Consider the following 26,708-nt stretch of genomic DNA (forward strand, 5'->3'; position numbering starts at 1 on the left):
GCTGTCGGTGGACGACGATCCAGATCAGTGGTCGAGCTCGCGCTCGTTGATCGGGCCCCAGAGGTTGACCGTGGCGAGGTCGACCTCCCAGGTCTTGGGGCGCAGGGGGAACGACTCGTGCCACGGCCGCGGCTCCCAGTAGCCCAGATTCTCGTCGACCATCATGTCGAGCTGGGTGAACAGCTCGATCGTGTTGCCGTCCGGGTCCCTGTGGTAGGTGAACAGGTTGTGTCCCGGGCCATGACGGCCGGGCCCCAGTGCAGGCGGTAGTCGTGCTTGGCAAGATGATCGAGCATCGAGATCAGGTGCGCAGGATCGCGCATCTCGTAGGCCACGTGGTGCATGCCCTCGTACTTGGTGCTGGCCATGAAGTTCGCCGCGTGGTGGTCGGCGTTGCAGCGCAGGAAGACGAAGAAGTCGCCGATCGTGTCCGACCACCGGAACCCGAGCAGGTCCTTGTAGAAACTCTCCAGGGGCTCGAGCGACGGGGCGAACGCCGCGACGTGCCCGAGCTTGGTCGGACGCAGCGGACTGTAGCCCTCGACGCCGCTGGGGTCCTGGTCGGGCACCAGGTGCAGCGGCACGCTGGTGTCGGGCTCGGTGAGCACGAGGACATCGGGCGTTCCCGGTCCGATGTCGCTACGCCGTTCGACGTCGTAGCCGGCGTCCTGCAATCGACGCTGCGCGTCACCGAGCTCTTCGTGAACCTCGTAGCCCACGACCGCGCGGGCTTTCGGACCACCCTTGGTAAGCACCACGCAGTGGTGGTCGAAGTTGGTGGTGAGGAACGCTCGGTTGTGATCCTTCTCGATCAGTTCCAGGTCCAGGACGTTGGTGTAATAGTCGACCATCCGGGCCACGTCCGGGGTGTCGAAGCCGAGGTAGACCAGCTTCGACACACGGGTCGCGGAAGCGCTGGGCGGTGGGGTGGACATGATCGCTCCGTCCAAGTCTCGAGGGTCAGGCGCTGTCGACGACGGTGTGGCGCAGGACGCCGACGTGCTCGATCTCGACGGTGACCTCGTCACCCGGGGCGAGAAACTCACCGCGGGGTCCGCCGACGCCAGCCGGTGTGCCGGTGGCGATGACGTCGCCGGGCTCGAGGGTGGCGACCTCGCTCGCAGCGGCGATCAGATCCCAGACCCCGCAGACCATGTCGGCGGTGCTGGCGTCCTGCTTGGTCTCGCCATTGACGCGCAGCCGGATGGCGAGGTCTTGGGGATCGCCGACCAGCCAGTCCGGCGTGATACCCGGCCCCATCGGGAACGAGGTGTCCTCGGCCTTGGCCTCGAACCAGTCGAAGCCGAAGGGAGGCGCCAGGGGGGCGTCGCGGTAGAGCCGGTCGCGGGCCGAGATGTCGTCGGCGATGGTCCAGCCGGCGACGACCTCCCGCGCCCGCTCGGCGGGCACTCGGCGGCACCGGCGTCCGATCACCACGGCGAGCTCGGCCTCCCAGTCGATCCGGCGCCCTTCGCGTGCCGGAAGCACGACCGCCTCCCCCGGCCCGATGACTGTCGTCGTCGGCGGCTTGAAGAAGAAGTAAGGACGCATCCGCTCGGGACGTCCGATGCCCATTCGAGGTGCCCGTAGTAGTTCGCCCCCGCGCAGAGCACCTTCGCCGGGTAGCGCAGCGGGGCGAGCAGTACGGCATCGGCAACGACCTCGCCGTCTTCCGGGGCAAGCGCGTGCAGCGTCGGGACCACGGCGTCCCAGTCGCGGAGCACGTCGAGCAGCGGGCGTCCGGCGATCGCCTCCGGCACCTGGCGGACGACGCCGTCGGTCAGCATGCCCGTGCGTGGCTTGCCGACGTCGCCCTCGTGATAGGTCACGAGGCTCCAGGCGGGACCGTGCATCGGCTCTCCTCGCGATCGTTTGGGCTGCGTCACGGCATCGCCCAGTCCGCGTGGCCGCCCACGGACGGCACGACGCGGCAGACCACTCCTGCCCCGACCCCACCCATCACCGACTCCTCCAGATCAACCCACCGGTTTGAATATCACGCCGGTGAATCCCGGCTGAGGCAACGCGTCGGATCCGAACGGCGAGACCGGGTGAGCCCACCGCCCCGATCTCTCTCCGAATGGCAGAAAACAGATCTGGGTATTAGACTGCTGTTCCGTCAGCGGGCCACAGGCCGCGCATGGCATCCTCACCGTGGAGGGCTTCGTATGTCAGCCGGGTTGCCAGCGTGGCCGTCCGTGCACGCACACGCTGCCGGTGGTCTTGGCCGCCCGGCTGCGACGGGGCGAACCGGCCCGGTGCTGCCCCCAGAACCGGAGGCTCAAACAGCGGCCGGGCTGGTGTGAGGGCATCCGTGCGACCTTGCGCTGGGCGTGGCGCCATGAAGGGCCGCCACCGCTCGACGAGGACGGGGCGCCGTCGTGCTCTGGTCGGCTCCCCAGGCCTGATCACACGTCACTGCCACTCTGGCTGGCCATCTCGTACTCGGTGGCGTCGTCGTGGTCGTCGCGGTGCCAGCGCTCTTGGTTCTCGCCGCGGTGGTCGGCTTCTTCGGTGGTGTTGGCGCTGTCGCGGTAGAGGATTTCGTCGAGGACCCGTCCGGCGTGGTGGATGCTGTGCGCGGTCTCGTCGGCGTCGGGGACGCGGACGATGTCCTCGAGCACTGCAGCTGGTTCAGCGGCAGCGATCTCACGCAGGTCGCGGTGGCTGGTGTCCGCTGCGTCCGCGGCGGGCGCGATGATCGGGTGGTCCTGTTCGTGGAGGTCGATGTCGTCTTCGGTGATCTCTCGGTGCCGTTCGTCCTCGGCTACGGCGGCCTGGTGGGCTGCTTTCCACTCGGCGGCGGTGATCCGGTCGTGCGGGTCGTCGTCGGCGTCGCGGGCGGAGAGTTCGGCTGTGGACAGCTCGGCCTGGAGTCGGGTCTGGCTGGTGTGGACCAGCCAGGTCGTGCGGGCGTCGTCGACCTGCTGGAGCTGCTCGGCACGTTGGTTGAGCAGCTGGCCGATGCGGGCTGACTGGGCTGCGGCAGCCTGTAGTTGTGTCTGCTTCTCGTCGCTGGTCGCCGCCTGGGCCTCGGCGCGGCGCACGGCCGCGGTGTGGTGGTGGTCGGCCGCGGCTTGGCGGGTGCCGGCGAGCTCGTTGGCGACGTAGCGGGGCGCGGCGGCCAGTTCGCGTTCGTAGGCGCGGATCCGCATCCGGAGCTGGCCGTTGGACAGTTCCCGGTGTTCGCGGTCGATCTCCGGTCGCCCGAGCGCGTGCCAGGCGGCCCGGTAGGCGGCGAACTGTTCGACCTGGCTGGGTTGTGGTGCCGCACCGAGAGCCTCGATGGGGTCGTCGTGGCCGCGGACCTCACGGTAGGCGGCGATGCGGCCGACGGCGCCCTCCCATCGTGTGCGGTCGACCAGGTTTGCTGGTGCTTCGCCGAACGCGTCGGTCGCCCAGCGCGGTGGGTCTTCCGCCGCGGCGACGCCGAGCTGGGCAGAGCGCTGGTCGGCGGCGTGGGCGAGGCCGGTGAGGTAGTCGTTCCAGGCCGGGTTGTCGGTGCGCGGGATCCAGTCGGTCCAGGTATCGCCGACGGGATCGAACCGGTGAGTGTTACGGATCCGGGAGTAGACGACGTGGGACAGGTTGCGGGCGCCGGTGAGCTGGCCGCGCTCGATCGCGTCGGTGAGTGCCCGGTCGGGGTCGTGGCCGGCGATCTCGGCGCGGCGCAGGAGGCGGGCCAGCGCGATGGTGCCGTCCTCGGCGGCGATGCGGGCGTGCTGGCCGGCGGTGAGCGTGCCGTTGGTGACGAGCCGGTCGAGCGAGCGGGCGGTGCGCTCGGTCGCGGCCAGCTGGGCTGCATCGGCGAACAGCTCGGCCGCGGTGCGGGCGCTGCCGGACTCGTCGGCGGACTCGGCAGCGATCGCAAGCGAGGACTTCGCGGTGGCCTGGTCTCCGCCGTCGAGGACGGTGGCGAGGACGGCGACCGGGTCGCGGTGCAGCTCGTGGCGCGCGGCGCTTCCGTCAGCGGGGTCGTCGGGGGCGGTACGGGTAACGACGTGGGCGGTGTTGGTGCTGCGCCCGCGCGTCATACCGACATACAGCGCGTTCGGGCTGGTGCGCGCGGTAGCGACGCAGTGGGTGGTGTCGACGGTCGCGCCTTGGGCGGTGTGGACGGTGGCGGCGTAGCCGAGCACGACGTGTTCGGCTACGTAGGAGGCGGGGAGCACGAGCCGCTGGCCCTCGGCGGTACCGGTCAGATCGGTGGTCACTTCCATCGCGCCGTCAAGGCGCAGCGCGGTGACGCGGAAGTCGTCACGGTTGCGCGGCGCCCGCTGGTTGCCTTCGTAGCCCTGCAGATGCCAGGCGACCTGGCGTGCCTGCACCAGGTCACCGACGCCAGCATAGCTACCCTGCAGCCCGAGCCGCACCCCATGCTCCTCGACTCGGCCGAGCCGGACCAGCTCAGCACGGATTTGTGCCGAGAGTTCGGCGGCTTGGTCGTTCGTGTCGACGAGCAACAGCGACCGGTGCCCGTCGAGGGTATCGGCGATCCACGCCCGGGCGGCGGAGTCCTGCGCGGATTCGCGGGTGCCGGCGTCGATGATCCGGCCTCGCTGGTGGTAGGTGCGCAGCACGGTCTCGTCGCCGGCCCGTAGGCGCAGGCTGGCGTCGCGTTCCCAATGTTGGGTGAACCGGCGGGCGTCGGTGAGCTCATAGCTCGGTCCGGCCGCGCTGAGCAGCTCCATCCCGCCGCCGGCGCCGACGGCGGCGAGCTGGCGGTGGTCGCCGACCAGTAGCAGCTTCGCGTCGGCCTGCTCGGTGTGGTGGTGGATGGCTGACAGGGCGGCGGTGTCGGTCATCGCGGACTCGTCGACGACGACCAGGTCGCCGTCGTGCAGCCGCCAGACCTCGTCGTCGGCCCGGTACCTCTGTTCGGCCGCGCCGGTGTGGAGCCGCTGCTGGGTGCCCAGCCACGCGGCGACGTTGCGCGCGGTCAGGCCCTCGCCCGAGAGCACGTCGGCGGCAGCCTGGCTGGTCGCCAGGCCGAACACCCGCCCCGGAGTAATATCGGAGCGCAGCGCGCGGTCGGTCCAGGCACGGGCGAGCGTGCCCACGACATAGGACTTCCCGGTCCCGGCCGGACCGACGAGTGTTTCGACGCGGGCGCCGGAGGCGAGGATGCCGCGCACGGCGGCAACCTGGTCAGCACCCAACTCGACTCCCTGCGCGCGGAGGCGGTCGAGGAACCGATCCGCGGCCTGCGGGCTCAGCGCGGCACCGTCGCGGGCAGCCGTGGCCGCGAGCAGGATTCGTTCGGAGCGGACCTGGTCCGGTGTGGAGTACACGCGCCCACCCGGTGCGAGGTAGGCCGACTCGCCGTTGGCGAGCCGCAGCTGGTCGGGCAGCAACTCCGCCGCGGGGCGCTCAGATTCGATCGGGACCGCGTGCTCGAGCGCGCGGTCGGTGAGCTGCTCGAGCAGCAGCGTCACCTCACCGCCATCGGGCGCACCGAGATAGTCCGGCAGCGCGGTGTTGATCGCACGGACCAGGTCCGCACGGGTCCAGCCAGACTTACGCTCGGCAACATCAGCCAACGCAACCTCGATCACCACCTGCGGGTTGAACGCCATCGGCTCCACACCCTCTCGGCGAGCGTCCAGAGCGGTGTCGGCGACACCGTCCAGACCACCGACAATCTCGGCACGCAGCCGTCGATGGACCCGGTCGAGCAACTCGGCACGGATCTCGCCGTCGTGCGACTTACCCGCCCGGGTCAGCAGAGTCGCCTCCTGGGCCAGGCGGTCGCGCTCCAACCTGTTCGGCACTCGCCCGAAGCGGGCCTCAAACGCCTCCATCATCTCGGCCTGCTTCGCCGTCACCGCATGCCGGCGAGTGGAGATCAAACTCATTGCCTCGGCGCTGACACCGACGATCTCACGGGCCTTACCGTCCGGCCGGGTCACACACAGTGCACCGAGCGCGTGCGCGATCCGCTCCTCGGTCGTGCGCTCGGCGATCGCAGCCGCACCCGGACGCCAACGGTGGATCGCCCGCGAGTCCAGGGTCCGCCACACCCCGTCCGGACCCTCGACACGATTGAGGACCGCGTTATGGATGTGCAACTGCGGATCCCGGTCACGGGAGTCGTGCTGGAAAAACGACGCGACCGTGAACGCGTGCGCATCAGCCCACCGACCCGCAGTACCGCCATGGTGACCGACGCGCACGTACCCGGCCCTATCCTGCAGATACGCCAGCGCGGCGTTGTTCCCGGCCCAGATCGCGTCCTCAACAGCCTGACGGAACCGCCCCCACGCAGCCGCGCTCTGCTCGTCGCCGGCGCGACCCGCGGCGACCTGCTTGCTCTCGAACGCGGTGTGCAGCAGCGTCACCGACTTCTGCACACTGAACGTCGCGTCCAGGAACGCGACATTGTGCCGGGCCGCCTTGCCGGCCTCTGTCCGGAGCTCGGCACGGCGTTCGGCGGATGCGTCCGGCTCCCCGTCCAGCGCCTGAGCGTACAGATCCTCCTCGGACACGTACTTGCGTCCGGTGCGCCCCAGCGTGGGCACCTCGTCCCATCGCTTCGGATCACTGAACCCGTCCTCGCGCGGATCGAGGAACCGCTCGTAGAGCGCCCGCATATCTTGGGCGTCTACCAGCCCGGTGAGGCCGAGCTGCTCGGCGCCGGCACCCCACCAACGCCCCGGCGGCTCGCCCTCGGTGACCGCGCCGGTGTAGTAGTTCTCCCGCCCGGTCGCGACCTCCTTCAACAAGTACTCCGGGCTGTAACCGGTCGCGATCCTCAGCACCCCGCCCCTCCCGAAGCGATCATGGAATAGCGACACTGGAGATCGATAGCGTGTGTGCTGCGGAGTCGCCGGCCGGAGGCCGGCCCGCCCCGTCGGATCGTGATGCCTCGGTGTGATCGCCTTGATCTTGATCTGCTGTTGATCCATTCGGAGTAGTCGCGCTCGGATCTCGAGGTGTGCTCGGTCGCGTCGCTCGCGCTGAGGTTGTCGGGTCGGTTGCGGGTGCTCGAGCTCATCGCTGGGTCCTGGTCTCGGGGTCGTCGGTGACGAGGTGCAGCCCGGTCGAGGCCGGCTGCGGGGTCTCGCGGAGCTGTTTGAGGGCGTCGGCGGCCGTGCCACGGCCGACCTCGGCCAGTGCCTGAAGTTCGCGCACGGTCGGGAGCGCACCGTGGAGGAACCGGTGGCGCTGCGCGGCGTCCCGGGCTCGGTCCCGGGCCGGGGTCTCGGTCGCCGACGATGCTCCGGTCGTGTCGGTGGTGCGGGACGGGCGCGGGGCGCCGGACACGGGTCCGGCCGCGTCCGGCCGGTCGGACACAGGCGGCTCCGGCGGCGGGATCACCGGACCGTCGAGCACCGCCCACGGCGAGTGTCCGGCGTCCAACCCGACCTGGGTGTCCGATGCCGTCCGGGCGTCCGACCGGACACCACCGACCACTCGAACACGACCAGCGGTCCGGTCGCAGTCGCCCGCGCCGGGGCGGTCCGCCGCGAGTAGGTAGAGCAGGTGCGCCACGACCGCGGCAGCCACCGCGGGCCACGCACCCACACCGAAGCGCAACGCCGGACTCACCGCCAGCCCGTCGCCGAGCGCGACGGCGTCGGAGGCGAGGTAGACCGCCTGCGCCAGCCCCGATAGGCCGGCGGAGACCACGACCACCGTCCAGGCGTAGCGGGCCGCGGAACCTTGCAGGCGGGCGGTGGCGGCGTAGGCGACCAATGCGAGCCCATCGGTGATCAGCGGGTAGATCCACGCGATCCCGGCCGGGACGCGGGCGGCGACGGCGACCTCGAACAACCCGTGCGCGGTCGCGACCGCCGCCCCGAGCGCGACCGCCAGACCCGGTAGCCACACCACCGCCCGCGACCACCGCCCCGGCCTGCCCCGCTCCGGGGTGCGACCGGCGCTCACCACGGGTCCGCCCGACCATCGTCGCCGTCGTAGCGGCCGTGGTCGCCGTCATCGGGATCGTGCCCGGAACCGTCGCGGTCGGCGGCGGAGTCGCCTCGGTCACAGCCCCGGGGATCGCTGTCCCATCGGTCACGTGCCAGATCAGCGGCGATTCCATCGAGTGCGTGGCGGGCCTGCTCCAGCGGGTCCGGTACCACCGCAGGACTCGCGGGCGCTTCCTCGTCGGTCCCGCCGGCGGTGTCGTCAATGGTGGGCTCGGCGACCGGGTCCTCGTGTCGCGGTCCAGCGTCGAGGTCGGTGACGCTGTCGGCGCGATCGTCGGTGTCGAGCCCGTTGTCCCCGACTACCCGGTACTCGGTGTCGCGGCGGCGGTCTTCGAGCACGTCCTCGACGAGCATGGCCAGGGAGTCGTTCTCGTCGAACCACCGACCCCACTCGGCGCTGTCCGGAGCGTCGGCGACGACCTCGTCCACGACCGCGGAGAACGCGACCAGATCGGGGTCGCGGACCCGCTGGGCGTCCTGCCACAGCGGCCAGTTCGCCAGCGGTGTCGCACGATCCGGCACGACCGCCGCAGCATCGGTCTCCCAGGGCGGCCCTGGATCGTCATCCAGTCCGGTGCCGGCCTCGTCCGAATCCCTGTCGTTCGAAGCGCTGTCCCGGCCGCGGGTGGCGCGGTCGGCGTCGGCGGTGACTCGGTCGGTGTCATCGGATGCTGCGTCGGCCCTGGGGTGCGAGCGGGGTTCGCGATTCCATGACGCCGGAGTGCCGGCGGCGTGCCGGTAGGCCTCGAGTGCGTCGTCGGCCATCTGCGCAGCCCGGGCCGCCACCGCGGCCCGGCCCCTCTGCCCGGCGTGATCAGCACTACGGCCGACCACCGCGTTACGGAACTGGGCACGCGCCGTCCGGGATAACGAGTCCAGTTCGGCGGCGCGGTCGAGGAGCACCTCGGCCTTCGCCGATTTCAGCTGATGCGGGACCTGCCGCAGCGCGCGCAGGTCCGCCTTCCGCGCCCGCGCCACCGCGACCAACCCGCGCACCGTGTCGGCGATCCCGCGCAGATAGCCCACGCGCTCGCGGTCGTGGCGGGGGTTCATCCGAGACCACCCCCGGACGCCTCAGGGAATCCGGCTGGCTCGGGCGGAGGCTGATCGCGGCCGGTGGCCCACCAGCCGACGATCCGTCCGGTGTGCCCGAGGCCAGGAACCTCGGCCGGAGACGACGGGACCTCGGACCAGCCGGGCCGGGGCTGGTGGCGCTCGATCGAACACGACCCGACCGACTTGCGCAGCCGCGCGACGACGCCGGGGCGTTGGCGGTCATGCCAGTCCCCCGCCGCCCCCACCGACGCGGTGGCGCCCTGGTACGCCGCGCACCAGGCGTGCATCAGCCACAACAGTTCTTCGACCGCGTCCGGGTGCCATAACCAGCATTCCGGTAACACCTGTGCACCGTCCGGGTAGCGCAGGAACACCGTCGCCAGCCACGACCCCAGCTCCTCGACCAGGGCGTGGAGTTCGTCGGGGTCGGAGGGGGCGAGTAGCCACGACGGCGCCGGTTCCGGGCTGCGCCGCGCGGTGACCGCGGCCAGCGCATCGGTCAGCTTCGCCACCAACCCGGCGATTTCCTCCACCCGCCCCGGCAACCCCTCGGTCGCCTCGGCAAGGGTGTCGACCCGGCGGCGCACCACATCGAGCTCGCGCGCGAGGCTCGGGATCGGGTCACCCGGCGCGCCGCTGTCCGGCGCGGGCGGGATCCTCGGCCCGGTCACCGCGCCTGCCCCGCTTCGTCGTCGAGCACCCGCTGACCGATCGTCGGCGGTTCCGCCCGGGCCGCGACTGCGTCCTCGATCAGCAGAGCGCCGTGAACGTCGCCGATCCGGCGCTCAACCGATGCCAGGTCCGTGGTCGCGTCGTCGCTCCTGCGATACGGAGCACTGACGACCGACTCGAACCTTCGACGTTCGGTCTCCTCGCCCGCCTGCGGATCGCTGTCGTCGTCGACGTGGGCGAGGGCGTCGAGGTGGGCCTGGTGCGCGGCGTCGTAACCGTCGGCAAACCAACCGTCTGAGTCGTCGCGCTCGATCTGGGCGCGCAGGCGGCGCCGTGATGCGTCGTAGTCACGCTGCTCGCGGAGCTGGTCCCCGATCAGATCCAGGACCCGTTCCCGGTCGGCCTCGTACCGGGCGATCTCCTCCTCGGACGCCGCACCCCGGGCGGAAAGCAGCTCCTGCAGCCGCTGTTGCAGGTCCGCGACGTCGGACTCGTGCACGCGCGGGCGGCGGCTCACCGTCCCGCCCCCTCGTCATCGTCAGCCGCGGCCGGAAGGGCCCGCGCCGGGGCTTGGTCGTGGATGACGGCCAGCTCGCGGAACATCGCATTCGCATCCCGCCGCCGCTCGAACCGCTCCCGAAACCGATCCGGCCACCACCTGGCGAGCGCGCCCAGCCCGAGCTGGGCGAGGTCGTCGCGCCACACGAGCAGCCGCGCCCACCGAAACGCCCGCGCCGCACGCACATCGACCCGCCGCACGCTCCGCTCGAACCCCCGCACGTCCCGGCGGCGCCACGCCATCCGGGCCCGGCCGATCACCGGCGCGATCCCGCGCCGGATCACCACCACCCGTCCCGCGGGTAGGTTCGCGATCTGCGCCGGGGCCAGCACCGGCACCTTCCGCACCGTGCGCGAGGCGACCCGACCATGCAGGTCCGTCGTGACGACCCGCTCGTCGCGCTCCCCGGCCAGGGTCGACCAGAACTCCAGATCGGCCTTGTCCCGGGTGCCGCCGAAGACCATCACCGCGGCGGTGTTGTTCAGGATCGTCGCCGCCTTGTGCTCCCCCCACCGGGCCAGCAGCTGGGCGCGGGACTGGAACGCACATAGGATCGTCACACCCCGTCCGCCCATGTCCGCGGTCCAGGACTCCAGCGGGACGGGACTGATCAGGGCGGCCTCGTCGAGGAACAGCCCCAGCGGCGGGTCCAGCCGGCCCGTGGACTGGCCGGTGGCGATGCGGCGGGCCTCGCGGGCGATGTGCCCGGTCAACGCACACACCAGCGGCGCAGTCTGCGCCTCCTCCGCACCGAGCAGGAACACCGTCGCCCGATCGTCGAGCAGCCGCGCGACGTCGAACCCGTCACCGGACTCGGCGGCCTTGGCCGCGGCCGGATGCGACAGCCACCCCAACGCCGGCATCACACTCGAAGTGATCGACGACCGGGTGCGCTCGTTCGTGGTCAAGAACTGCATCGCGTCCTGCTCGAACGCCGCCACCCCCGAACGCCGCAACAGCGCCGGGACCTCGCGGCCGGCCGTGTCCGGCTCGGCCACCCACCCCAACACGTCGGCCATCCGCTTGCCGCCCAGCGCGGCGGCGTGCAGCAGCGCGGCCAGGACGCGTCGGGCCTGACCATCCCAGAACTCGCGGTCTCCGCTCGTGCCGGAGGCGACCGCGGCGAGCATGTCGGTGGCCCGCTCGGTCGCCGTCACCGCATCGCTGCAGCCGGTCAACGGATCGAAGGTGATCGTCGAAGCGCGGTCGCCGAGGCCGGCAGGGTTGAACACGAACACCGGGCCCCGATCGCGCCGGCGCAGCGGCGCACACAACTCGAGCAGATCCGTGCGGGTCGAGGTCACCAACGCCGCACCTGGGGCGTCGAGCACCCGGCCTGCGAGCCAGCCGGTCTTCCCGGTCCGCGGGCCACCGACGACGATCACCACGTCCTCGACCAGCGCCCACACCCGCTGCACCCCGACCCGGCACAGCTCCACCGCCCCCGCGGTCGTCGCGACACGCAGCCGCCCCCAGCGGCCCAGCCCAGCCAGCGATGGACGCACCGTGGCCCGCCGACGACGCACCGCGAGCGTGCCCGCGTGACAGGCGATATCCACACCGGAGGCGACACCGGCCTTCCGCCGCGTCCGCGACGCCCACCGCGACACCGTGGCCGACGAGCGCGACCATCGGTGCCACACGAAAACTCCGGCCAAGCCGACGACCGCGGCCAGCGCGGGCCAGGACAAGGCCGTCACGATCGTCGCCGCAGGAAGCACTGCGACCGCGGCCAGGCCGACAGCCAACGCCCGGGCGCCACGAGCAAGCGCCAGCACGGCACCGCCGGCACACAACGCCAGCACGAGGCTTGTGGAGCTGAACAGAACACCCATCAGTCGGCCCGTCCCGTCCGCTCGCGCCATGCCACGATCTCGGTGACACAACGGGAACACGTTTCGGAATGTCCGCGTTCCTGATCGTTCGGGTGCGCTCCGGACGGGCCGAGATCAGTCACCCGCTGCTCGCAGATGCCGCAGATCCAGCGCAGGTCGGTCTGGGTGTGGGAATCGACGCGGCCGGTGACCTCGTCGAACGCGCGCTCCCCTACCGGCGGGAGAATCTCGTCCTCACCGATGCCGAGCGCGGTAGCGATCTCCCCCCATGACTGGCCCGCGGAGCGGGCTTCGCGGGCATAGTCGACGATTGCCGCCTCTGCCGCATTGCGCGTCAGGAGCGCCGCGCGGATTCCGGCCGATGGGTCGTCGACAGTCGGGCGGGTCATGCTCGTCCCGGCTATCGGGGTCCACACCTCGACCGCGCCGAAGGCGGCCACGGCCAGCCGGTGGATCTGCCGGCGGATCTGCCCGGCAAGGCGCTCACGCTCGGTAGGTCCCCCGAACAGGCTCATCGCGCACCCCCGGCCGGCGCCTCGGCGACCAGAGCGGCCGCCCAGCGGTCCACTGTTCGCCGCGACACCCCGCAGTCGATCGCGACCTGTGTCCGGTCACCGCCGGCCGCCAGCGCGGCCAGCCCCGCATCCCGACCCGGCGAAGCCCGATGCGCCTTTGCCATCGCCACACCGCGCCCGAGACCACGTCGCCGCGGTGTTCGAGTGGCACGGCGACGTTCGGCGCGCTCGGCCTCGCTCAAGCCGCCTGCGATCCCGAACGGCAGCACCTCCATCGCCCAGGCCAGGCACTCGGTCCGCACCGGGCAACCGGTACAGATCCGCTTGGCGGCAGCCTCCGCCCGGGCCAGTTCGGGTCCCCCGGCGGCGGTCGGGAAGAACGTCTCCGGCTCGCTGCCACGACAGGCAGCCCGCGACCGCCAGTCTCCGCAATCGCCCCGGGCGTCGTCGCATCGTACGGTGGTCATCTCGCCTGCCTTCTGTTGATCTGCGGGTAGAGCGGCCCGGCGACTGTGTCCCGCCAAGAACCCGTCGCCGAGCCGATCCACCACCTCGGTCTGTGTCCTGCGCGTGCTCACTGATTCCTCCCGCGCTCCGGCATCCGTGCGGGCGCTTCGAACAGACCCGGTGACGCGTCCTCGCGCTCGCGCTCGGCGTGTCGATCCACCTCTGGGTCCCGCCGCGTCCGGGCTCCCGGCACCCGCCCGGCAAGGTGGGCCAGCCACCCCGGTAACGGACGACGTTCCAGCAGGCACAGGGCGACCACCCGCGAGGGGCACCCCTTCCGCGCCGAGGTCACCGCCCACTGACACGTCGGGCACCGGCCCACGACTGGGCAGTCGTGGTCGACCAACACTTGCAACAGGTCTGTCCGCCCGGCCGCCCGCAGAAGCCGCCGGTCGACCTCGTCCACCTTTACTGCCGGCTCCAGTACCTGCCGCCGGTGCTCGGGGTCACTGTGACCACCGGGCTTCGTCGAGCGATGCCGTGGCACCGGTATCGGTCAACCCGTAGCGCAGCCCATCCGCCTCGATCGGCTCCCCGATCCGGCCGTACTCGTCCGGGCAGAGCACCGATCCGTCCGGATGGGAGAAGTCGGGGGCTCGACCGGCGCGAGCCGGCCAACCCGGCGGCGGTCCATCCACCACCGGGTCCCAGCAGCCCGGGCACACGAGCTCGGTCAGGTCGAGCAGACCGTCGCTCGGCTCGGGAATCGTGTTGTGCTTGGTAATCGTGTCCACGCTGATCTCCCGCTCAGTTGAGGTGAGCCGGTCGACCCGGCCCCGGGTGGCGGCGTCTGCCCCGCCACCGCGCCGTGAGGCGCGCGTTGCCTCGGAGGCTCGCCGTCCAGGGCCGGCCGCCGGCCGGTCGCGCCGCGACGCGCAGCGCCCTTGACGGGGAGACTGGCCGTGCTGAACTCGGGCCGGACGGCTCGCCGTCTCGCCGATGACGGGGCCATCCGTGCTCTCGGCCCACCCGGCCCTGAGGGCGAACTCCTCGGGTTGCCCTCCGGCTGCCGCGCTCATCGGTCACCGCCCCCGTTCTCGGCGACCGCCGGGCCGGTCTGGGCCGGCTGCGTGTCGTTCAGGGCTGGTGTCGCGGCCCGGTCGAACGCCGACACGAACGTCGATACCGCGCCGGGAAGGCCGGCACCTACCGGCGTCGCCAGAAACAAGACGAGCGCAAGCAGCGAGAACACCACCGCGCCACCGGCCGATCGCGCTTTCGCGCAGATCAGAGCACCGATGATCGTGATCAGCAACAGAACCCCGACGCTGCCCATCACGCAGTCCGCCCGGCGCGGGCTTCGCGGCTGTCCGGGTGTGCCATGACCGAGGCCGGATCGGTCTCCCGAGTCCATTCTTCGGCGACGGTACGGCTGATGTACCACCGGTTCCCGATTCGACGGGCCGGCAGGACGTCCGGTATCAGCCGTCGGATCTTCTGGCAGTTGGAGCTGGCGGACCCACCCTCACCTACAGCACCGAACCACAGCTCGGCGACTTCCTCGACGGTGAGGAGTAGCGAGCGCTGTCGTGGTAACGAGCGCTCGGGTAGAGATTCGCGATCGTGAATGGACATCTGTTCCCCTCGTGTGTCAGGCACCGGTGAAGCGGTGCGACCACAGGAGAACCCCGGAATGCGCGAGGGACCCGGACAAACTGTCCGGGTCCCTCAGCGATCGCGATTGATCATCAAAACTAGCTATCGGCGATGACCCGGTCAACGCGTGTGAGAACTGTGTCCCACGGGATTTTGCGATCTGGTGGAGCTTGACGAGGCTCGTGCAGTGCCCAGACCTCCGGCCCGTAGATCAAGTGGACACCGCCGGCGCGCAACGTGGTGAGGTGCCGTTCCCACGCCGGGTGCCGTGCGTGGGCTGCGTTCACGCGGGGAAAGACCACGACCGGGGTGGCCGGATTGCCGATGGCCTCACCGACTGTCGTGAGCGCCTGGTTGTCGGCGATCCCGAGGGCGAGCTTGGCGACTGTGTTCGCCGAGGCGGGCGCGACGACGTAGCAGTCGACGGGTGGATGCGGGCTCCGCTCGTCAGGACCTCGCGGTGCGACCCGTACTGGCAGCCCGGTCGCCGTCTCCAGCTCCGCAAGCTCGCCAGAGTCAGATAGCCAGCTGCCTGCTGTGGGAGTCAGAGTGACGGCCACGCGCCATCCACGTTCCAGGGCCGGGCCGATGAACGAGTCACGAATCGTGTCGACCCCGCCGACGGCGGTGGCGACCAGGCCGATGACCGGCCGGTCGTCGGTCACCGGACCGCCCGGCAGCGCTGGGCGAGAGCGAGCAGCCGGGATGACCGCGCACCAGTGGAAACCGGGGCGCGGCGGTGCATCGTCTTGACCGCTTCGCGCACAACGGCGCTGTGCCGGACGAGGGCAGGTGCCGTGCGCTCGGCCTCGAGCAGGAGATCCACCGCGTCATCGTCGCGGGCCAGGTAGGAGAGCGCACGCGCGAGGTCGATCAGGTGCGTCACCTGGCGTTCGGCCGGGAGATGAGCGACGTCGACGTTCTCGCCTCGACGCACGACCCATGTCATGTCGCCGAGATCGAGGCCGGCCGAGAGCCGGTGGAGCTCGACGTTTGTCGGCCCGAACCCGGTCTGCCAGTAGTTGCCATCCTCGCCGAGTCGGGTCGCCGATTGCTCGGCGTGCCCGAGCAGCTCGGTCGCGACGGCCCGGTCCTGGCGACGAGCGGCCGCGACCGCGGTACGCAGATGCAGCATTCCGAGCAGGCTCAGGGCGTTCGGATCTCCGGCGGCGACCTGCGGGCCCAACCAGTGCGCCGCTGTCTCACCGAGGCTCAGGGCGTCGTCGTAGCGGCCGACGGCGAGTAGCGCGTGTGTGGCGGCCCGCGCCGCGGACGCGAGCACGAGTGCGTCGTCGGCCTCGTCGGCTGCCTTCATCGCTCGCTCCGCGGCGATCCACGACAGGTCGGCCTCGCCGACCTTGCTCAGCGTGGTCGCGGCCAGGTGATGGGTGCGGGCGGACATCGCCCACGCCCGCCGGCGGCCTCCGTCGTCGAGATCGGAGGCGGCGTCTTCGAGCTGCTGGGCCGCGCGAATGAGCCGTGGGAGCCGCTCGACGACTTCGCCGATCCGTCCGCGCTGGTAGTCGGCCCACAAGAACTCGACGAGTTGCTCGGCGCGAGCGAGATCGGGCTGCCGCCCATCGCTCGGTGGGGCGAACAGGACCCGAGAGAGCCGGCCGGGTGCCATGAGCGCGTCGCGGATAGCAGGGATGTCGTCGCGTTCCTCGTCCTCCTCCATGAGAACGGGCTGTCCCATGAGGTCGCCGAGCGTGACCCGCAGTGCGCGGGCCAGTTCGGTCAGGAGATCGACACGGCGCATCTGCCGCTCGCCACGCTCGATCTTGCTCAGCCAGTCGGTGCTCCTACCGACGAGGCCGGCGAGCTGGCTCTGCGTGTAGCCGCGACGTTGCCGGTAGAACGCGATCCGCTCCCCGATCTGCATCTCGTCACCCGCTCCGCGCATCACTTCAGGCTACCGCGCCCCGGCGTCCCGAACGGGCTGTCGCACAGCTGCCCTGGTGGACATCAGGAATCCGCCCACGCCGCGTCCATGACAGCGGCTCCGGCCGGGTGCAGCTCTCCGCGAGCCACATAGATGTCGGTCAGCGTGCTGATCTTGGCGTGACCGGTGAGATCCGCCTTCTGCCGATCGGTGAGAATTCCGGAGTCGTGCCAGATCGTCGCCGCCGTCTTACGGAACGTGTGGCTGGTGACCGGCCAGTCCATTCCGGCGGATTTGCGGGCATCTCGAATATAGGTAGCCATATTGTTGGGGTCCTTCCACCCCAGCCCTCCGTCCACGGACGCAGCAGGAAACACCGGAACCTCCGGACCATGGTTCTCACGGTTCCTCAACATCGTCACGACGAACTGCGGGAGAGGAACAATGCGAAGTGACGTTTCCGTCTTGCCATCGTGTCGCTGCAGCCCCTTCCCGCGATGACGGACGATGTTGCCCGTGATCGCAACAATCGGGACGGCGCGCATCGCGTCACCGTCGACCACGGGCACGCCCTCGAGGTCGACGTCGCACCAGCGCACCCCGAGCGCCTCGCCGATCCGGACGCCGGTACCGATCATGAAAGTCACGATTTCGGGGAGGTCCCGCCGACGAGCCTTCTTCTGCTCGCGCGCTTCCTCGACATTCTCCGATGCGCCTGCCATCCAGTCGAGAAACCGGCGTCGCTCGGTACCGGTGAGGGCGCGTGGCTTCCGCGAACCCTTCTCGATCGGATCGAGGTGGCGGACCGGGTTGTCCGGGATCGCCTCATGCTGCGCGGCCACACGCAAAATGAGCGAAACGATGGTGCGTACCGTCTTGCGAGATTCGGCGCTGTGCCGCGGCGAGAGCGATGCGAAGAACCCGTCGAAGCGCGACACTGTGCACTCATAGAGCCGCCACTGCCCGATCGCCGGGAGGATCACCGACCGCAATCGCTGCCGGTACAGATCTGCGGTCGTCACAGCACGGGCGCCGTCGGCGACCTGCGCGTCGAGCTTCACCAGCCACAGCTCAGCCGCACGCTCGAACGTGTGCTCCGGCCGCAGCGGCGCGACAGCGACGCTGCGAGTACGAGTGCGGATCTCATCTTGGATGGCGCGTGACGCCGCCGCCTTCGTCGAGCCGGCACGCTCGATCCAGCGTGTGACGCCGTCGAAGTCCCGAAATCTGCAGCGCGCGACGTAGCTTCCGGCCCGGGAGCCCGCGCGCTGCTTGATCCATATCCCGCCGTGAGTTCCCATCGGCAGCGGTGGTCGCGCCATCCATAAACCGTCCGTCGCGCGTGCCCACGGATAGTTTCCGTGGGGTTTCCGTGTGGCCTGATCACCATACGACGTCGTCTGTGTCGACAGCAAGGCTATGAACTGGGGGTTTGTGCGGCGGGCCGGGCTCGAACCGGCAACCTGACGGGTTATGAGTCCGCTGCTCTGACCAATTGAGCTACCGCCGCTCGTCCTCGGAGATTAGCGGACCGGACCGCTCCTGCTGCAGCGTCCCTGCCGGGAGTACGACGGTTCGCGACCGGATCACCCGACCGGGAACGCCGGCCGTTGTCTAGGTTGTCCCGGATGCGGCTCGGCTACCTCACCCACGTCACGGGAGACGACCCCGCGCGGGCATACCGCGAGACCGTCGAGCTCGCCGTACGGGCCGAGGAGCTCGGCTACGACTCGTTCTGGGTGGCCCAGCACCACGACGGCCACCTGGGTGGACGGCTGCCCTCCCCGCTGGTGCTGCTGGCCGCCGTGGCCGAGCGGACCCGGCTGATCCGGCTGGGCACCGCGGTCGTGGCGCTGCCCCTCGAGGACCCGCGCCGCCTCGCCGAGGACGCCACCGTGCTCGACGCGCTCTCCGGCGGGCGCCTCGAGCTGGGCATCGGCGCCGGGGCGGACGCCACGGCGTCGCAGCGTTTCGGGCGCCGCTACGACGACCGGCACACCGACACCGTCGCCACCCTCGACGTGCTGCTGGAGCTGCTCCCCACCGCCCTCGCCGAACAGCGGACCTGGTGGGCGACCGCGTCCGCCGTGGACGCCGCCGCGGCCCGCGGGCTGGGGCTCCTGTCCGGCATGCCGCCGTCCGCCGACGCCCGCGTCGTACCCGACCTGGCCCGGTACTGGACCTACGCGCGCGGGGTGCCCCGGGTCGCGCTGTCCCGGCCGCTGCCGGCGGGGCACTCCATCGGCCGGATCATCGACGACCTGCTCGCCGACCCCGCCCTGCCGTGGGCCGGCGAGGTCGTCGTGCAGGCGCAACCCTCGACCGCCCCCGCCGACGTGCACCGGGAGGTGCTGGAACGGACCGCGCACTACGTACGGCCGTTCCTCGGCGTCGCCGGTCCGGCCCATCCGGCGCCGGCGCTGCAGCCGGCCGAGCCCGACGACGATCTCCCGCCGCTGCTGCGGCCGCGGCCGGTGCTGCGGGGCCCGAGGTAGCGGCTCGGGCCGCCGCCGCACCCCGGCTCACCCGGGCGTGACCTGCGCCACTGCCGGCTTGACCGCGGGGTCGGTCCGCCCGTGTAGTAGCGATGGATCGTGGCGTGGAGTCATGCCTGGCCGGGTTGTGGAGGAACGATGCTGGGGTCGGGCTTCTTCGGAACCCGGCGTCGACACGTGGACCTGATGCGGACCCCCGCCTACACCTGTCGTCCTTCGTCGCTCTGACTAGCCACCGCGGGCCGTGGGCCTGCGGTCCCTCCGCGTCGAAGGACCCCCGTCACCATGGCCACGAGCCGCATTCAGTTCAACGCGTTCGACATGTCGTGCATCATGCACCAGTCCCCCGGGCTGTGGGCCCGGCCCGGTGACCAGTCGGTCCGCTACAAGGACCTCGACTACTGGGTCGACCTGGCGAAGACGCTCGAGGCCGCGAAGTTCGACGGCCTGTTCATCGCCGATGTGCTCGGCGTCTACGACACCTACCAGGGCTCCCACGACGCGTCGGTACGCCGCGCGATGCAGGTCCCGGTGCACGATCCGACCATCCAGATCTCGGCCATGGCCGCCGCCACCGAGAAGCTCGGCTTCGGCGTCACCGTCTCGGCCACCTACGAGCAGCCCTACGCGCTCGCCCGGCGCTTCAGCACCCTCGACCACCTGACCAAGGGCCGCGTCGCCTGGAACATCGTCACCAGCTACCTCGACGGCGCGGCCCGCAACCTGGGCCTGGAACGTCAGATCTCCCAGGACGAGCGCTACGAGATCGCCGAGGAGGTCGTCGACGTCTGCTACCAGCTCTGGGAGAGCTCCTGGCAGGACGACGCCGTCGTCGCCGACCGCGAGAACCAGGTCTACGCCGACCCGTCGAAGGTGCACGAGATCGGTCACAAGGGCACCTACTTCACCGTCCCCGGCATCCACCTGTCCGAGCCGTCGCCGCAGCGCACCCCCGTGATCTGGCAGGCGGGCACCTCGCCGCGCGGGCGCGCGTTCGCGGCGCGGCACGCCGAGGCGGTGTTCACCGTCGCCCCGACCACCACCACCCTGCGCACCTACGTCGACGACATCCGCCGGATCGCCGGTGAGGAGGGCCGCGACCCGCGCAGCGTCAAGATCTTCACCGAGATCACGATCGTCACGGCCGCCACCGACCGCGAGGCGCACGACGAGTACCAGGAGATGCTGTCCTGGACCGACTACGAGGGCGCACTCGCCTTCTACGCCGGGGTGACCGGCATCGACCTCTCGCAACTCGACCCGCACCAGCCGCTGGAGTACGTCGACACCGACTCCGCCCGCTTCGCACTGGAGATCTTCTCCAAGGCCGACCCGGACCGCACCTGGACGCCCGACGAGGTCGCCAAGTTCGTCGGCATCGGGGCGATGGGGCCCGTCCTGGTCGGCTCCCCGCAGACCGTCGCCGACGAGCTCGAGCGCTGGATCGACGACGCCGACATCGACGGCTTCAACCTCGCCTATGCCGTCACCCCCGGCACCTTCGAGGACTTCGCCGAGTTCATCGTCCCCGAACTCCAGCGCCGCGGCCGCTACTGGAACGACTACGACGAGTCGACGACCGTTCGCGAGCGTCTCCACGGGGTCGGGAACAAGCGCGTCCGCGACGACCACCCCGCCGCCGTCCACCGGCGCCGGCTTCCCGGGGCCGCATCCTGACCACGAAGTCGGCTGACCGCCTCGTCGGCCTGACCACGTCGTCAGCCCTGACCACGTCGTCGCCGGGCCCGGATCAGCCCTCGTAGCCGTCCAGCACGGCAGGGGTCAACGACGGCCGTCCACCCACCCGTCCGACGGTGTCCGCGGCCGCTGCCGTCCCGGCCCGCAACGCGCGACCGGGCCCGTGCCCGGCCCGCAGCGCGACGGTCAGCGCCGCGGTCATCGCGTCCCCACCCCCGGTGGTGTCGACGACGTCGACCTCGGCGAGCGGTTCGGTGCGCTCCCCGCCGTCCCAGACGGCGACGTTGCCGGCGCCCTCCGCCCCGAGCACCACCAGCCCCGGCCCGCGGCGTCGCAGCCGGCGGGCCGCGCTCAACGCGGGCCGCGCGTCCTCGGGCTGCTCGCCGGTCAGCAGGCCGGCCTCCGCCGGGTCCGCGCGGAGCACGTCGACCAGGGTGAGCAGCTCGTCGGCGTGTTCGGCGTCGGGTGCGCCGTCGAGCACCGTCCGCGCGCCGCGGCCACGGGCGGCCCGGGCGGCCTCGAGCAGCGCCGCGCCCGGCTGCTGGGCCTGCAGCACGACCGTGTCGGCGGTGTGCACGGGCTCCGCGCGGGCGACGTCGCCGGCCCGCACCAGCACCGGCTCCGGAAGGTCCTCCAGGTAGCGCCACGCCCCGCCCCGTTCCAGGCACTCCACGATCAGCCCGGTCGACGCGCCCCGCCGTCGCACGACCGCCGAGGTGTCCACGCCACTGTCGCGGGCCTGCACGAGCAGGTCGTCGGCGACGGCGTCGTCCCCGACCGCCGCGACCAGCGCGACCGGGGCGCCCAGCTGCGCCACCGCGACCGCACAGTTCGCGCCCTTGCCGCCCAGCAGCTCCCGGCGGCCGGTCACCGCCGCCGCGCTGCCCGCCTCCGGCAGCCCGTCGATCCGCAGGACCAGGTCCCGCGCGAGCTGGCCCACGACCGCGACTCCACCCACCGGTTCGGCACCTCGCCTTCCGCGGCGCCGGAAATGCGCCGCACCCGCACCGCCTACCCGGTGCGGGCCCGTTCCGCACCACCACCCGCGCCCGGCACCGCTCCGGGCCGGCTGTCACACACACCTGCGGGCCCGCTTCGACCGGCCCTCGGTCGTCGCCTCCGCCAGCGCGACCAGGTCGTCCCCGCGCAGCCCCGGCCACCCGTGCACGTCCGTCCTCCAACGTTGCGGTACCGCCGAGGCGCCGAATCGGGCCCCGAGCAGGGCGCCCGCGATCGCGGCGACGGTGTCGGTGTCCCCGCCACCGCGGACGGCGGCGACCGCACCGTCGGCGTAGGACGACGCATTTTGTACCGCCGCCCAGGCCCCGAACAGGGCGGCGACGACCCAGCCGTTGTTGCGCGCGTAGGAGCTCGCCGGCTGCGCGACCGATTCGTCCAGGTAGGCCGTCCACTGCGGATCCACGCGGGCGAGCCCGGCCCGCAGGTCGACGGTTCCGGTGCGTACGGCGTGGTCGATCGTCAGGCACCACAACGCGCAGGCCTCCCCCGCGACCGGGTCGTGGTGGGTCAGCGCGCTGACCGCGTGCGCCGCCTGGACGATCGCGTCCGGATCGGCGAGGTGGGCCAGGGCCACCGGCGCGGTGCGCATCAGCGACCCGTTCCCGGCACTGCGGCCGGTGCGCCGGTGCACCTCGACGGCCCGGTCCCGCATCCGCGCCGACGACCCCGGCCCCGGGCGCAGACCGGTGAGCACCGCGCGGGTGTGGACGCCCACGTCGGGCGGGCCGGTCACGAACCACTCCAGGAACCCGTCGGCGATCGCGTCCAGCGCGTCCGGGGTGCGCAGGTCCGCACCCGCCGCGGCGACGCGGGCGATCGCGCAGGTCATCTCGGTGTCGTCGCTCCACTGCCCGGGGGCGTAGTCGCCCAGGCCGCCGCCGAGCATCGCGGGCTCCCCGGCGAGCGGACGGGAGCCGTACTCGTAGGGCACCCCCAGCGCGTCCCCGCACGCCGCGCCCAGCAGCGTGCCCGCCGCCCGGTCCCTCGCGTCCCGATCCATGACGCCTCCATTAGCTCACCTTCGCGCTAACAAATAAGAGCACTACTGCGCTAACTTGTCCAGCGTGGTCTGGAGCGACGAGCACGGCAACCGGCTCGACGACTACGCGCAGCCCTCGGTGGCGGTCGACGTCGCCCTGCTGACGCTGGATCCCGAGGGACGTCTCGCCGTCGTCGTGCACGACCGGCCGGGCGCGCACGAGCACGGGCGACCGGCCCTGCCCGGCACCTTCCTGCACGTCGACCGGAACGAGACGCTGCGCGAGGCCGCGCTGCGGGCCTTGCGGGCCAAGGTGAACGTCCGCGGGCACGAACCCCGGCAGCTGGCCGTGTTCGACGACCCCGGCCGCGACCCGCGCGGCCGGGTGCTGTCGGTGGCGCACGTCGACCTGGTCCCGCCGGAGGCGATCGCCGCCACGAGCGGGGTGCTCGTGGCCGTCGACGAGCTCCCCCACACCCTCGCCTACGACCACGACCGCGTCGTCACGGCCGCCGTGGCCCACGTGCGCGCGCTCTACCACCGCCTGCCCGACCCCGCCCGGCTCGCCGGGGAGGAGTTCACGCTGCTGGAGCTGCAGCAGGTGCACCAGGCCGTGCTCGGCGAGCGCCTGCAGAAGGACACCTTCCGCCGGCACACCGCGCCGCACCTGGTCGAGACGGGCGAGGTCCGCGCGGGCGGTGTCGGGAAACCGGCCCGCACGTTCCGCCGGCGCTGACCGGGAACCCCGACCGGTACCGCCACCGTTGTCAGGGCATGTACGAGTACACGGTGGTCGAGCTCCGCGAAGGGCTCATCGGCGGCAAGATGTCCGGCGACAAGCTGGAGCGGATCCTCAACGACCACGCGGCCAAGGGCTGGCAGCTGAAGGCGATCACCTCGACCGAGGTGAAGGGCCGGATCGGCCCGGGCGGCGTGGACGGGATCCTGGTGACCTTCGAACGGCAGCGCTGACAACGGCAGTGTGACGAGCGTCACCAGGCCCAGCTCCCCGTCACCAGGGCCACCCCGGTGACGGCGAGCAGCCCCACGACGACGTGCTCCCCGGTCCCGCCGGTCCGGAACCGCAGGACGTCCGGCCACCGGATCCCGACCAGCGGCCAGAACGCGAACCGGTTGCCCGCCGAGGTCAGCTCGTCGCCGATCGCGCCGATCCAGCACCCGGCCGCCGCGGCGACCCCGGTCCACACCGCCGTGTCCCCGGGCAGCAGGAACCCGGTCCCCCACCAGGCGAGCAGCCCCACCAGCGCCGCGAACACCGGCGAGTGCGACAGCCCCCGGTGCGACACCCCGGTGACCTGTTTCGACACCCACCGGATCATCCGGCACAGCGCCCAGGTGATCGGCGGCAGCGCCCGGGACGCGGTGCTCGACGGGTGGTCGAGGTCGGGGGCGAACGCGGCCAGCGCGCACACCACGACGACCACCGGCACCAGGATCGGCGGCGGCGGGACGACCGTGCAGACGGCCAGCCCGAGCACCGCCCCGGACAACGCGTGGGTACGGCCCATCACCTGGTCATCACGGCGGTGTCGCTCTCCCGGGGTCGGCGTCGGTGACACGGCGCGCAACCGGTCCCGGCCATGCGGACGGCGGCCGGGCGGGCCGGTGCCACCCTACGTAGTCGTCACAGACGGTGACGGCACGACACGCCTGGGGATCCGGGGATTCGCCCGCCGCACACCGGGAACCCGTCGGGCATGACCGACGAGCTTCCGATTCCCGACTACGACCACCTCCCGGAGAACGCCCTGGCGAACCGGGTGCGCACGCTCGACGCCGACGGCGTGGACCGCCTGCTGGACCACGAGCGCGGGCACGCGAACCGCATCCAGGTCGTGCAGCTGCTCGAGCGGCGGCTCGAGGACCTGCGTTCCGGCGCCGCGGAACCGAGCGGCGGCGACCCGGCCGGCGCCCAGCCCGAGGTCCCGTCCACCCCGGACCGCGGCTCGCCCGTCGAGGACCGGCACAAGGAACAGAACAACCAGCCGCTGCGGCACGGCGTCGCGGCCCAGACACCGAACCGCCCGATCCGCTGAGCCACCGCACCACCGCCGAGGAGGACCGATGACCTTCCGCGACGATCTCCGCGCCGGCAAGGCGCTGCAGGGCGCCGACTTCCCCCGCACCCGCCAGGAGGTGCTCGACTACGCCCTCGGCCGTGACGCCGACGAGAAGACACTCGAGGCCCTGCGCTCGCTGCCCGAGGGCACCTACGACTCCCTCGACCAGGTGGTCGACGCGGTGCCGCAGGAGCCCGAGGGCGCCCGGCCGGGCGGCACCGAGCGGTGACCCGCCGCGCCCGGCTCCGGCCTCAGCTCGCCGCGGACGTCACGAAACCCTCGTAGTCCTTGCTCGCCACGTCGTCACAGAGCTGCCGGTACACCCCGACCCCGCCGACGTACGGGTAGAGCCGGCGTGGCTTGCCGGGGATGTTGGCCCCGACCCACCACGAGTTCGCCCGCGGGAGCAGCGTCGCCGCGCTGACCTCGTCGTGGTGGTCGATCCAGCCCTGCTCGGCCTCCTCCGAGGGCTCGATCCGGTCCTGCCCGTTCTCCTGCAGGTGCCGCAGCAGATCGGTGATCCAGTCGACGTGCTGCTCGATGGACACCGGCATGTTCGACAGCACCGACGGGCTCTGCGGCCCGGTGATCATGAACAGGTTCGGGAACCCGGTGGCCGCGACCCCCAGGTAGGTGCGCGGGCCGTCCGCCCAGCGCTCGGCGAGCGGGACACCGTCGGCTCCGCGGATCCCCAGCTTGAACAGCGTCCCGGTCATCGCGTCGAACCCGGTCGCGTAGACGATCGTGTCGACGTCGTACTGCGCCTCCGCCGTCCGGACCCCGGTCGGGACGATCTGTTCGATCGGGTTCGACCGAACGTCGACCAGCGTCACGTTGGACCGGTTGAACGTCTCGTACCAGCCGTTCTCCAGCGGCGGGCGCTTGGTGAAGAACGGGTGGTCCGACGGGCACAGCAGCTCTGCCACCGCCGGGTCGTGGACCCGCTCGCGGATCTTCTCGCGCAGGAACTCGGACGCGGTGTCGTTGGCGGCCTCGTCGAGCAGCAGGTCGTTGAACGTGGTGCCGAGCCGGAACCCGCCGCGCTGCCACGCCTCCTCGAAGATCTGCCGCCGCTCCTCGTCGCCGACCGAGAGCGCCGTGCGCTCCGGCGCGTCGTAGGGGAAGCCGAACCCGGTCTCGCGCGTGCGGGCCCAGATGTCGGTGTAGTTCTCCTTGATCTCGCGGGCGTCCTGCTCGGTCATCGGGCGGTTGCCGCCGGCGATGTCGTAGTTCGGGGTGCGCTGCAGGACGTGCACGTGCTCGGCCTGCGCCGCGATCTCCGGTACGGCCTGCACGGCCGTCGCCCCGGTCCCGATCACCGCGACCCGGCGGCCGGTGAAGTCCACGCCCTCGTGCGGCCACGCCCCGGTGTGGAAGCTCTCGCCGGCGAAGCTGTCCCGGCCGGGGAACTCGGGCAGGTTCGTGGTGGACAGGCAGCCGACGGCGGTGATCAGGTGGCGGGCCGAGGTGCGCCGGCCGTCGTCGGTGTCGACGAGCCAGCGGGTGCCGTCCTCGTCCCAGGTCGCGGCCGTCACCGTGGTGCCGAACCGGATGTCGCGGCGCAGGTCGAACCGCTCCGCGACGTGCTGCAGGTAGCGCAGGATCTCCGGCTGCCCGGCGAAGCGCTCGCTCCACGTCCACTCCTGCAGCAGGTCCTCCGAGAGCCGGTCGGAGAAGCTGTAGAAGTAGCTCTCCGAGTCGCACCGCGCGCCCGGGTAGCGGTTCCAGTACCAGGTCCCGCCGACGTCGTCGGCCCGCTCCACCACCAGCGCGCGCATCCCGAGGGTGTCGCGCAGCCGGTGCAGCATGTAGAGCCCGGACATCCCGGCGCCGATGACGATCGCGTCCAGGTCGGGGGTGTCGGTGGACTGGTCGGTCATGA

27 protein-coding genes and 1 tRNA gene are annotated in these 26,708 nt (G+C 71.6%); 6 read left to right on the top strand and 22 right to left on the bottom strand.

Features of this window, described 5'->3' with window-relative positions; translation table 11 throughout:
- Window positions 1–24: 24 nt before the first annotated feature.
- The 18 genes from BM093_RS36610 to BM093_RS13560 form a co-directional block, all read right to left on the bottom strand.
- Window positions 25–165, bottom strand: coding sequence for a hypothetical protein (locus BM093_RS36610; protein ID WP_218162758.1), 141 nt, complete (start codon window positions 163–165; stop codon window positions 25–27).
- Window positions 162–935, bottom strand: a complete 774-nt coding sequence (locus BM093_RS13485) for a VOC family protein (RefSeq protein WP_218162759.1) — start codon at window positions 933–935, stop codon at window positions 162–164. The genes BM093_RS36610 and BM093_RS13485 overlap by 4 nt, the downstream gene beginning before the upstream one ends.
- Before the next feature lie 25 nt (window positions 936–960).
- On the bottom strand, window positions 961–1,509 hold the full coding sequence (locus BM093_RS13490; protein WP_245773513.1) for a fumarylacetoacetate hydrolase family protein: 549 nt from the start codon (window positions 1,507–1,509) through the stop codon (window positions 961–963).
- The gene (locus tag BM093_RS37235) at window positions 1,431–1,853 is read right to left on the bottom strand and encodes a hypothetical protein (protein WP_245773501.1); all 423 of its coding nucleotides are present in this window, start codon (window positions 1,851–1,853) and stop codon (window positions 1,431–1,433) included. The genes BM093_RS13490 and BM093_RS37235 overlap by 79 nt, the downstream gene beginning before the upstream one ends.
- Window positions 1,854–2,408: 555 nt before the next feature.
- Window positions 2,409–6,758, bottom strand: coding sequence for a MobF family relaxase (mobF, locus tag BM093_RS13495; RefSeq protein ID WP_245773502.1), 4,350 nt, complete (start codon window positions 6,756–6,758; stop codon window positions 2,409–2,411).
- A 232-nt stretch (window positions 6,759–6,990) separates the two neighbouring features.
- Window positions 6,991–7,887 (bottom strand): hypothetical protein, encoded by an 897-nt coding sequence (locus tag BM093_RS13500; RefSeq protein WP_143105371.1) that lies wholly within the window; start codon window positions 7,885–7,887, stop codon window positions 6,991–6,993.
- Window positions 7,884–8,984 (bottom strand): hypothetical protein, encoded by a 1,101-nt coding sequence (locus tag BM093_RS13505; protein WP_093342453.1) that lies wholly within the window; start codon window positions 8,982–8,984, stop codon window positions 7,884–7,886. The genes BM093_RS13500 and BM093_RS13505 overlap by 4 nt, the downstream gene beginning before the upstream one ends.
- Window positions 8,981–9,658, bottom strand: a complete 678-nt coding sequence (locus BM093_RS13510) for a hypothetical protein (RefSeq protein ID WP_093342455.1) — start codon at window positions 9,656–9,658, stop codon at window positions 8,981–8,983. Before BM093_RS13510 ends, BM093_RS13505 begins: the two co-directional genes overlap by 4 nt.
- Window positions 9,655–10,176 (bottom strand): hypothetical protein, encoded by a 522-nt coding sequence (locus BM093_RS13515; protein WP_093342457.1) that lies wholly within the window; start codon window positions 10,174–10,176, stop codon window positions 9,655–9,657. Before BM093_RS13515 ends, BM093_RS13510 begins: the two co-directional genes overlap by 4 nt.
- A complete protein-coding gene (locus BM093_RS13520) occupies window positions 10,173–12,053 on the bottom strand; it encodes a type IV secretory system conjugative DNA transfer family protein (protein ID WP_093342744.1) in 1,881 nt (626 codons plus the stop codon). Before BM093_RS13520 ends, BM093_RS13515 begins: the two co-directional genes overlap by 4 nt.
- The gene (locus BM093_RS13525) at window positions 12,053–12,568 is read right to left on the bottom strand and encodes a hypothetical protein (RefSeq protein ID WP_093342459.1); all 516 of its coding nucleotides are present in this window, start codon (window positions 12,566–12,568) and stop codon (window positions 12,053–12,055) included. The genes BM093_RS13520 and BM093_RS13525 overlap by 1 nt, the downstream gene beginning before the upstream one ends.
- Window positions 12,565–13,146 carry a WhiB family transcriptional regulator gene (locus BM093_RS38185; protein ID WP_342742997.1) on the bottom strand — a complete coding sequence of 194 codons (582 nt, stop codon included), beginning with the start codon at window positions 13,144–13,146 and terminating at the stop codon, window positions 12,565–12,567. The genes BM093_RS13525 and BM093_RS38185 overlap by 4 nt, the downstream gene beginning before the upstream one ends.
- Window positions 13,147–13,521: 375 nt before the next feature.
- On the bottom strand, window positions 13,522–14,094 hold the full coding sequence (locus tag BM093_RS35095) for a hypothetical protein (protein WP_143105372.1): 573 nt from the start codon (window positions 14,092–14,094) through the stop codon (window positions 13,522–13,524).
- Complete coding sequence (locus BM093_RS13540; RefSeq protein WP_093342463.1) at window positions 14,091–14,351, bottom strand: hypothetical protein; 261 nt, start codon at window positions 14,349–14,351, stop codon at window positions 14,091–14,093. Before BM093_RS13540 ends, BM093_RS35095 begins: the two co-directional genes overlap by 4 nt.
- Before the next feature lie 418 nt (window positions 14,352–14,769).
- The gene (locus BM093_RS13545; protein WP_218162761.1) at window positions 14,770–15,336 is read right to left on the bottom strand and encodes a flavoprotein; all 567 of its coding nucleotides are present in this window, start codon (window positions 15,334–15,336) and stop codon (window positions 14,770–14,772) included.
- Window positions 15,333–16,574, bottom strand: a complete 1,242-nt coding sequence (locus BM093_RS13550; protein WP_093342467.1) for a helix-turn-helix domain-containing protein — start codon at window positions 16,572–16,574, stop codon at window positions 15,333–15,335. Before BM093_RS13550 ends, BM093_RS13545 begins: the two co-directional genes overlap by 4 nt.
- A gap of 62 nt (window positions 16,575–16,636) precedes the next feature.
- The gene (locus BM093_RS13555) at window positions 16,637–17,875 is read right to left on the bottom strand and encodes a tyrosine-type recombinase/integrase (RefSeq protein WP_093342469.1); all 1,239 of its coding nucleotides are present in this window, start codon (window positions 17,873–17,875) and stop codon (window positions 16,637–16,639) included.
- Window positions 17,876–17,988: 113 nt separating this feature from the next.
- Window positions 17,989–18,063 (bottom strand) — tRNA-Ile (locus tag BM093_RS13560).
- 118 nt (window positions 18,064–18,181) lie between these two features.
- On the opposite strand from BM093_RS13560, the gene BM093_RS13565 reads away from it, so the two are divergent.
- Entirely contained in the window at window positions 18,182–19,048 is an 867-nt protein-coding gene (locus tag BM093_RS13565) for an LLM class flavin-dependent oxidoreductase (RefSeq protein WP_093342471.1), read from the top strand.
- 285 nt (window positions 19,049–19,333) lie between these two features.
- The gene (locus BM093_RS13570) at window positions 19,334–20,725 is read left to right on the top strand and encodes an LLM class flavin-dependent oxidoreductase (RefSeq protein WP_093342473.1); all 1,392 of its coding nucleotides are present in this window, start codon (window positions 19,334–19,336) and stop codon (window positions 20,723–20,725) included.
- 73 nt (window positions 20,726–20,798) lie between these two features.
- On the opposite strand, the gene BM093_RS13575 is transcribed toward BM093_RS13570, so the two are convergent.
- A complete protein-coding gene (locus tag BM093_RS13575; protein ID WP_093342475.1) occupies window positions 20,799–21,704 on the bottom strand; it encodes a PfkB family carbohydrate kinase in 906 nt (301 codons plus the stop codon).
- A gap of 114 nt (window positions 21,705–21,818) precedes the next feature.
- Window positions 21,819–22,766 (bottom strand): ADP-ribosylglycohydrolase family protein, encoded by a 948-nt coding sequence (locus BM093_RS13580; protein WP_093342477.1) that lies wholly within the window; start codon window positions 22,764–22,766, stop codon window positions 21,819–21,821.
- 64 nt (window positions 22,767–22,830) lie between these two features.
- On the opposite strand from BM093_RS13580, the gene BM093_RS13585 reads away from it, so the two are divergent.
- Window positions 22,831–23,481, top strand: coding sequence for an NUDIX hydrolase (locus BM093_RS13585; protein WP_093342479.1), 651 nt, complete (start codon window positions 22,831–22,833; stop codon window positions 23,479–23,481).
- Window positions 23,482–23,519: 38 nt separating this feature from the next.
- Complete coding sequence (locus tag BM093_RS13590; RefSeq protein ID WP_093342481.1) at window positions 23,520–23,717, top strand: DUF4177 domain-containing protein; 198 nt, start codon at window positions 23,520–23,522, stop codon at window positions 23,715–23,717.
- Window positions 23,718–23,737: 20 nt separating this feature from the next.
- Here BM093_RS13590 and BM093_RS13595 read toward each other — a convergent pair whose 3' ends face one another.
- Window positions 23,738–24,274, bottom strand: coding sequence for a metal-dependent hydrolase (locus BM093_RS13595; RefSeq protein ID WP_093342483.1), 537 nt, complete (start codon window positions 24,272–24,274; stop codon window positions 23,738–23,740).
- Between the two features lie 189 nt (window positions 24,275–24,463).
- On the opposite strand from BM093_RS13595, the gene BM093_RS13600 reads away from it, so the two are divergent.
- Window positions 24,464–24,802 (top strand): DUF8129 domain-containing protein, encoded by a 339-nt coding sequence (locus tag BM093_RS13600; protein ID WP_093342485.1) that lies wholly within the window; start codon window positions 24,464–24,466, stop codon window positions 24,800–24,802.
- A gap of 28 nt (window positions 24,803–24,830) precedes the next feature.
- Window positions 24,831–25,055, top strand: coding sequence for a DUF2795 domain-containing protein (locus tag BM093_RS13605; protein ID WP_093342487.1), 225 nt, complete (start codon window positions 24,831–24,833; stop codon window positions 25,053–25,055).
- 22 nt (window positions 25,056–25,077) lie between these two features.
- On the opposite strand, the gene BM093_RS13610 is transcribed toward BM093_RS13605, so the two are convergent.
- Window positions 25,078–26,706: a flavin-containing monooxygenase gene (locus BM093_RS13610; protein ID WP_093342489.1), complete on the bottom strand. Its 1,629-nt coding sequence runs from the start codon at window positions 26,704–26,706 to the stop codon at window positions 25,078–25,080.
- Window positions 26,707–26,708: the final 2 nt, after the last annotated feature.

It is taken from the genome of Pseudonocardia ammonioxydans, from assembly GCF_900115005.1.
Taxonomy (GTDB): Bacteria; Actinomycetota; Actinomycetes; order Mycobacteriales; family Pseudonocardiaceae; genus Pseudonocardia; species Pseudonocardia ammonioxydans.

What these genes read in the sequence shown, in the direction of transcription:
- BM093_RS13540 (WP_093342463.1), bottom strand. Translation starts at nt 14,351, where the DNA reads ATGGGCAGCGTCGGGGTTCTGTTGCTGATCACGATCATCGGTGCTCTG.
- BM093_RS13605 (WP_093342487.1), top strand. Translation starts at nt 24,831, where the DNA reads ATGACCTTCCGCGACGATCTCCGCGCCGGCAAGGCGCTGCAGGGCGCC.
- BM093_RS13555 (WP_093342469.1), bottom strand. Translation starts at nt 17,875, where the DNA reads ATGGCGCGACCACCGCTGCCGATGGGAACTCACGGCGGGATATGGATC.
- BM093_RS13610 (WP_093342489.1), bottom strand. Translation starts at nt 26,706, where the DNA reads ATGACCGACCAGTCCACCGACACCCCCGACCTGGACGCGATCGTCATC.
- BM093_RS13520 (WP_093342744.1), bottom strand. Translation starts at nt 12,053, where the DNA reads ATGGGTGTTCTGTTCAGCTCCACAAGCCTCGTGCTGGCGTTGTGTGCC.
- BM093_RS13565 (WP_093342471.1), top strand. Translation starts at nt 18,182, where the DNA reads ATGCGGCTCGGCTACCTCACCCACGTCACGGGAGACGACCCCGCGCGG.
- BM093_RS36610 (WP_218162758.1), bottom strand. Translation starts at nt 165, where the DNA reads ATGATGGTCGACGAGAATCTGGGCTACTGGGAGCCGCGGCCGTGGCAC.
- BM093_RS13570 (WP_093342473.1), top strand. Translation starts at nt 19,334, where the DNA reads ATGGCCACGAGCCGCATTCAGTTCAACGCGTTCGACATGTCGTGCATC.
- BM093_RS13595 (WP_093342483.1), bottom strand. Translation starts at nt 24,274, where the DNA reads ATGGGCCGTACCCACGCGTTGTCCGGGGCGGTGCTCGGGCTGGCCGTC.
- BM093_RS13550 (WP_093342467.1), bottom strand. Translation starts at nt 16,574, where the DNA reads ATGCGCGGAGCGGGTGACGAGATGCAGATCGGGGAGCGGATCGCGTTC.
- BM093_RS13485 (WP_218162759.1), bottom strand. Translation starts at nt 935, where the DNA reads ATGTCCACCCCACCGCCCAGCGCTTCCGCGACCCGTGTGTCGAAGCTG.
- BM093_RS13505 (WP_093342453.1), bottom strand. Translation starts at nt 8,984, where the DNA reads ATGAACCCCCGCCACGACCGCGAGCGCGTGGGCTATCTGCGCGGGATC.
- BM093_RS37235 (WP_245773501.1), bottom strand. Translation starts at nt 1,853, where the DNA reads ATGCACGGTCCCGCCTGGAGCCTCGTGACCTATCACGAGGGCGACGTC.
- BM093_RS35095 (WP_143105372.1), bottom strand. Translation starts at nt 14,094, where the DNA reads ATGAGCGCGGCAGCCGGAGGGCAACCCGAGGAGTTCGCCCTCAGGGCC.
- BM093_RS13600 (WP_093342485.1), top strand. Translation starts at nt 24,464, where the DNA reads ATGACCGACGAGCTTCCGATTCCCGACTACGACCACCTCCCGGAGAAC.
- BM093_RS13590 (WP_093342481.1), top strand. Translation starts at nt 23,520, where the DNA reads ATGTACGAGTACACGGTGGTCGAGCTCCGCGAAGGGCTCATCGGCGGC.
- BM093_RS13580 (WP_093342477.1), bottom strand. Translation starts at nt 22,766, where the DNA reads ATGGATCGGGACGCGAGGGACCGGGCGGCGGGCACGCTGCTGGGCGCG.
- BM093_RS13525 (WP_093342459.1), bottom strand. Translation starts at nt 12,568, where the DNA reads ATGAGCCTGTTCGGGGGACCTACCGAGCGTGAGCGCCTTGCCGGGCAG.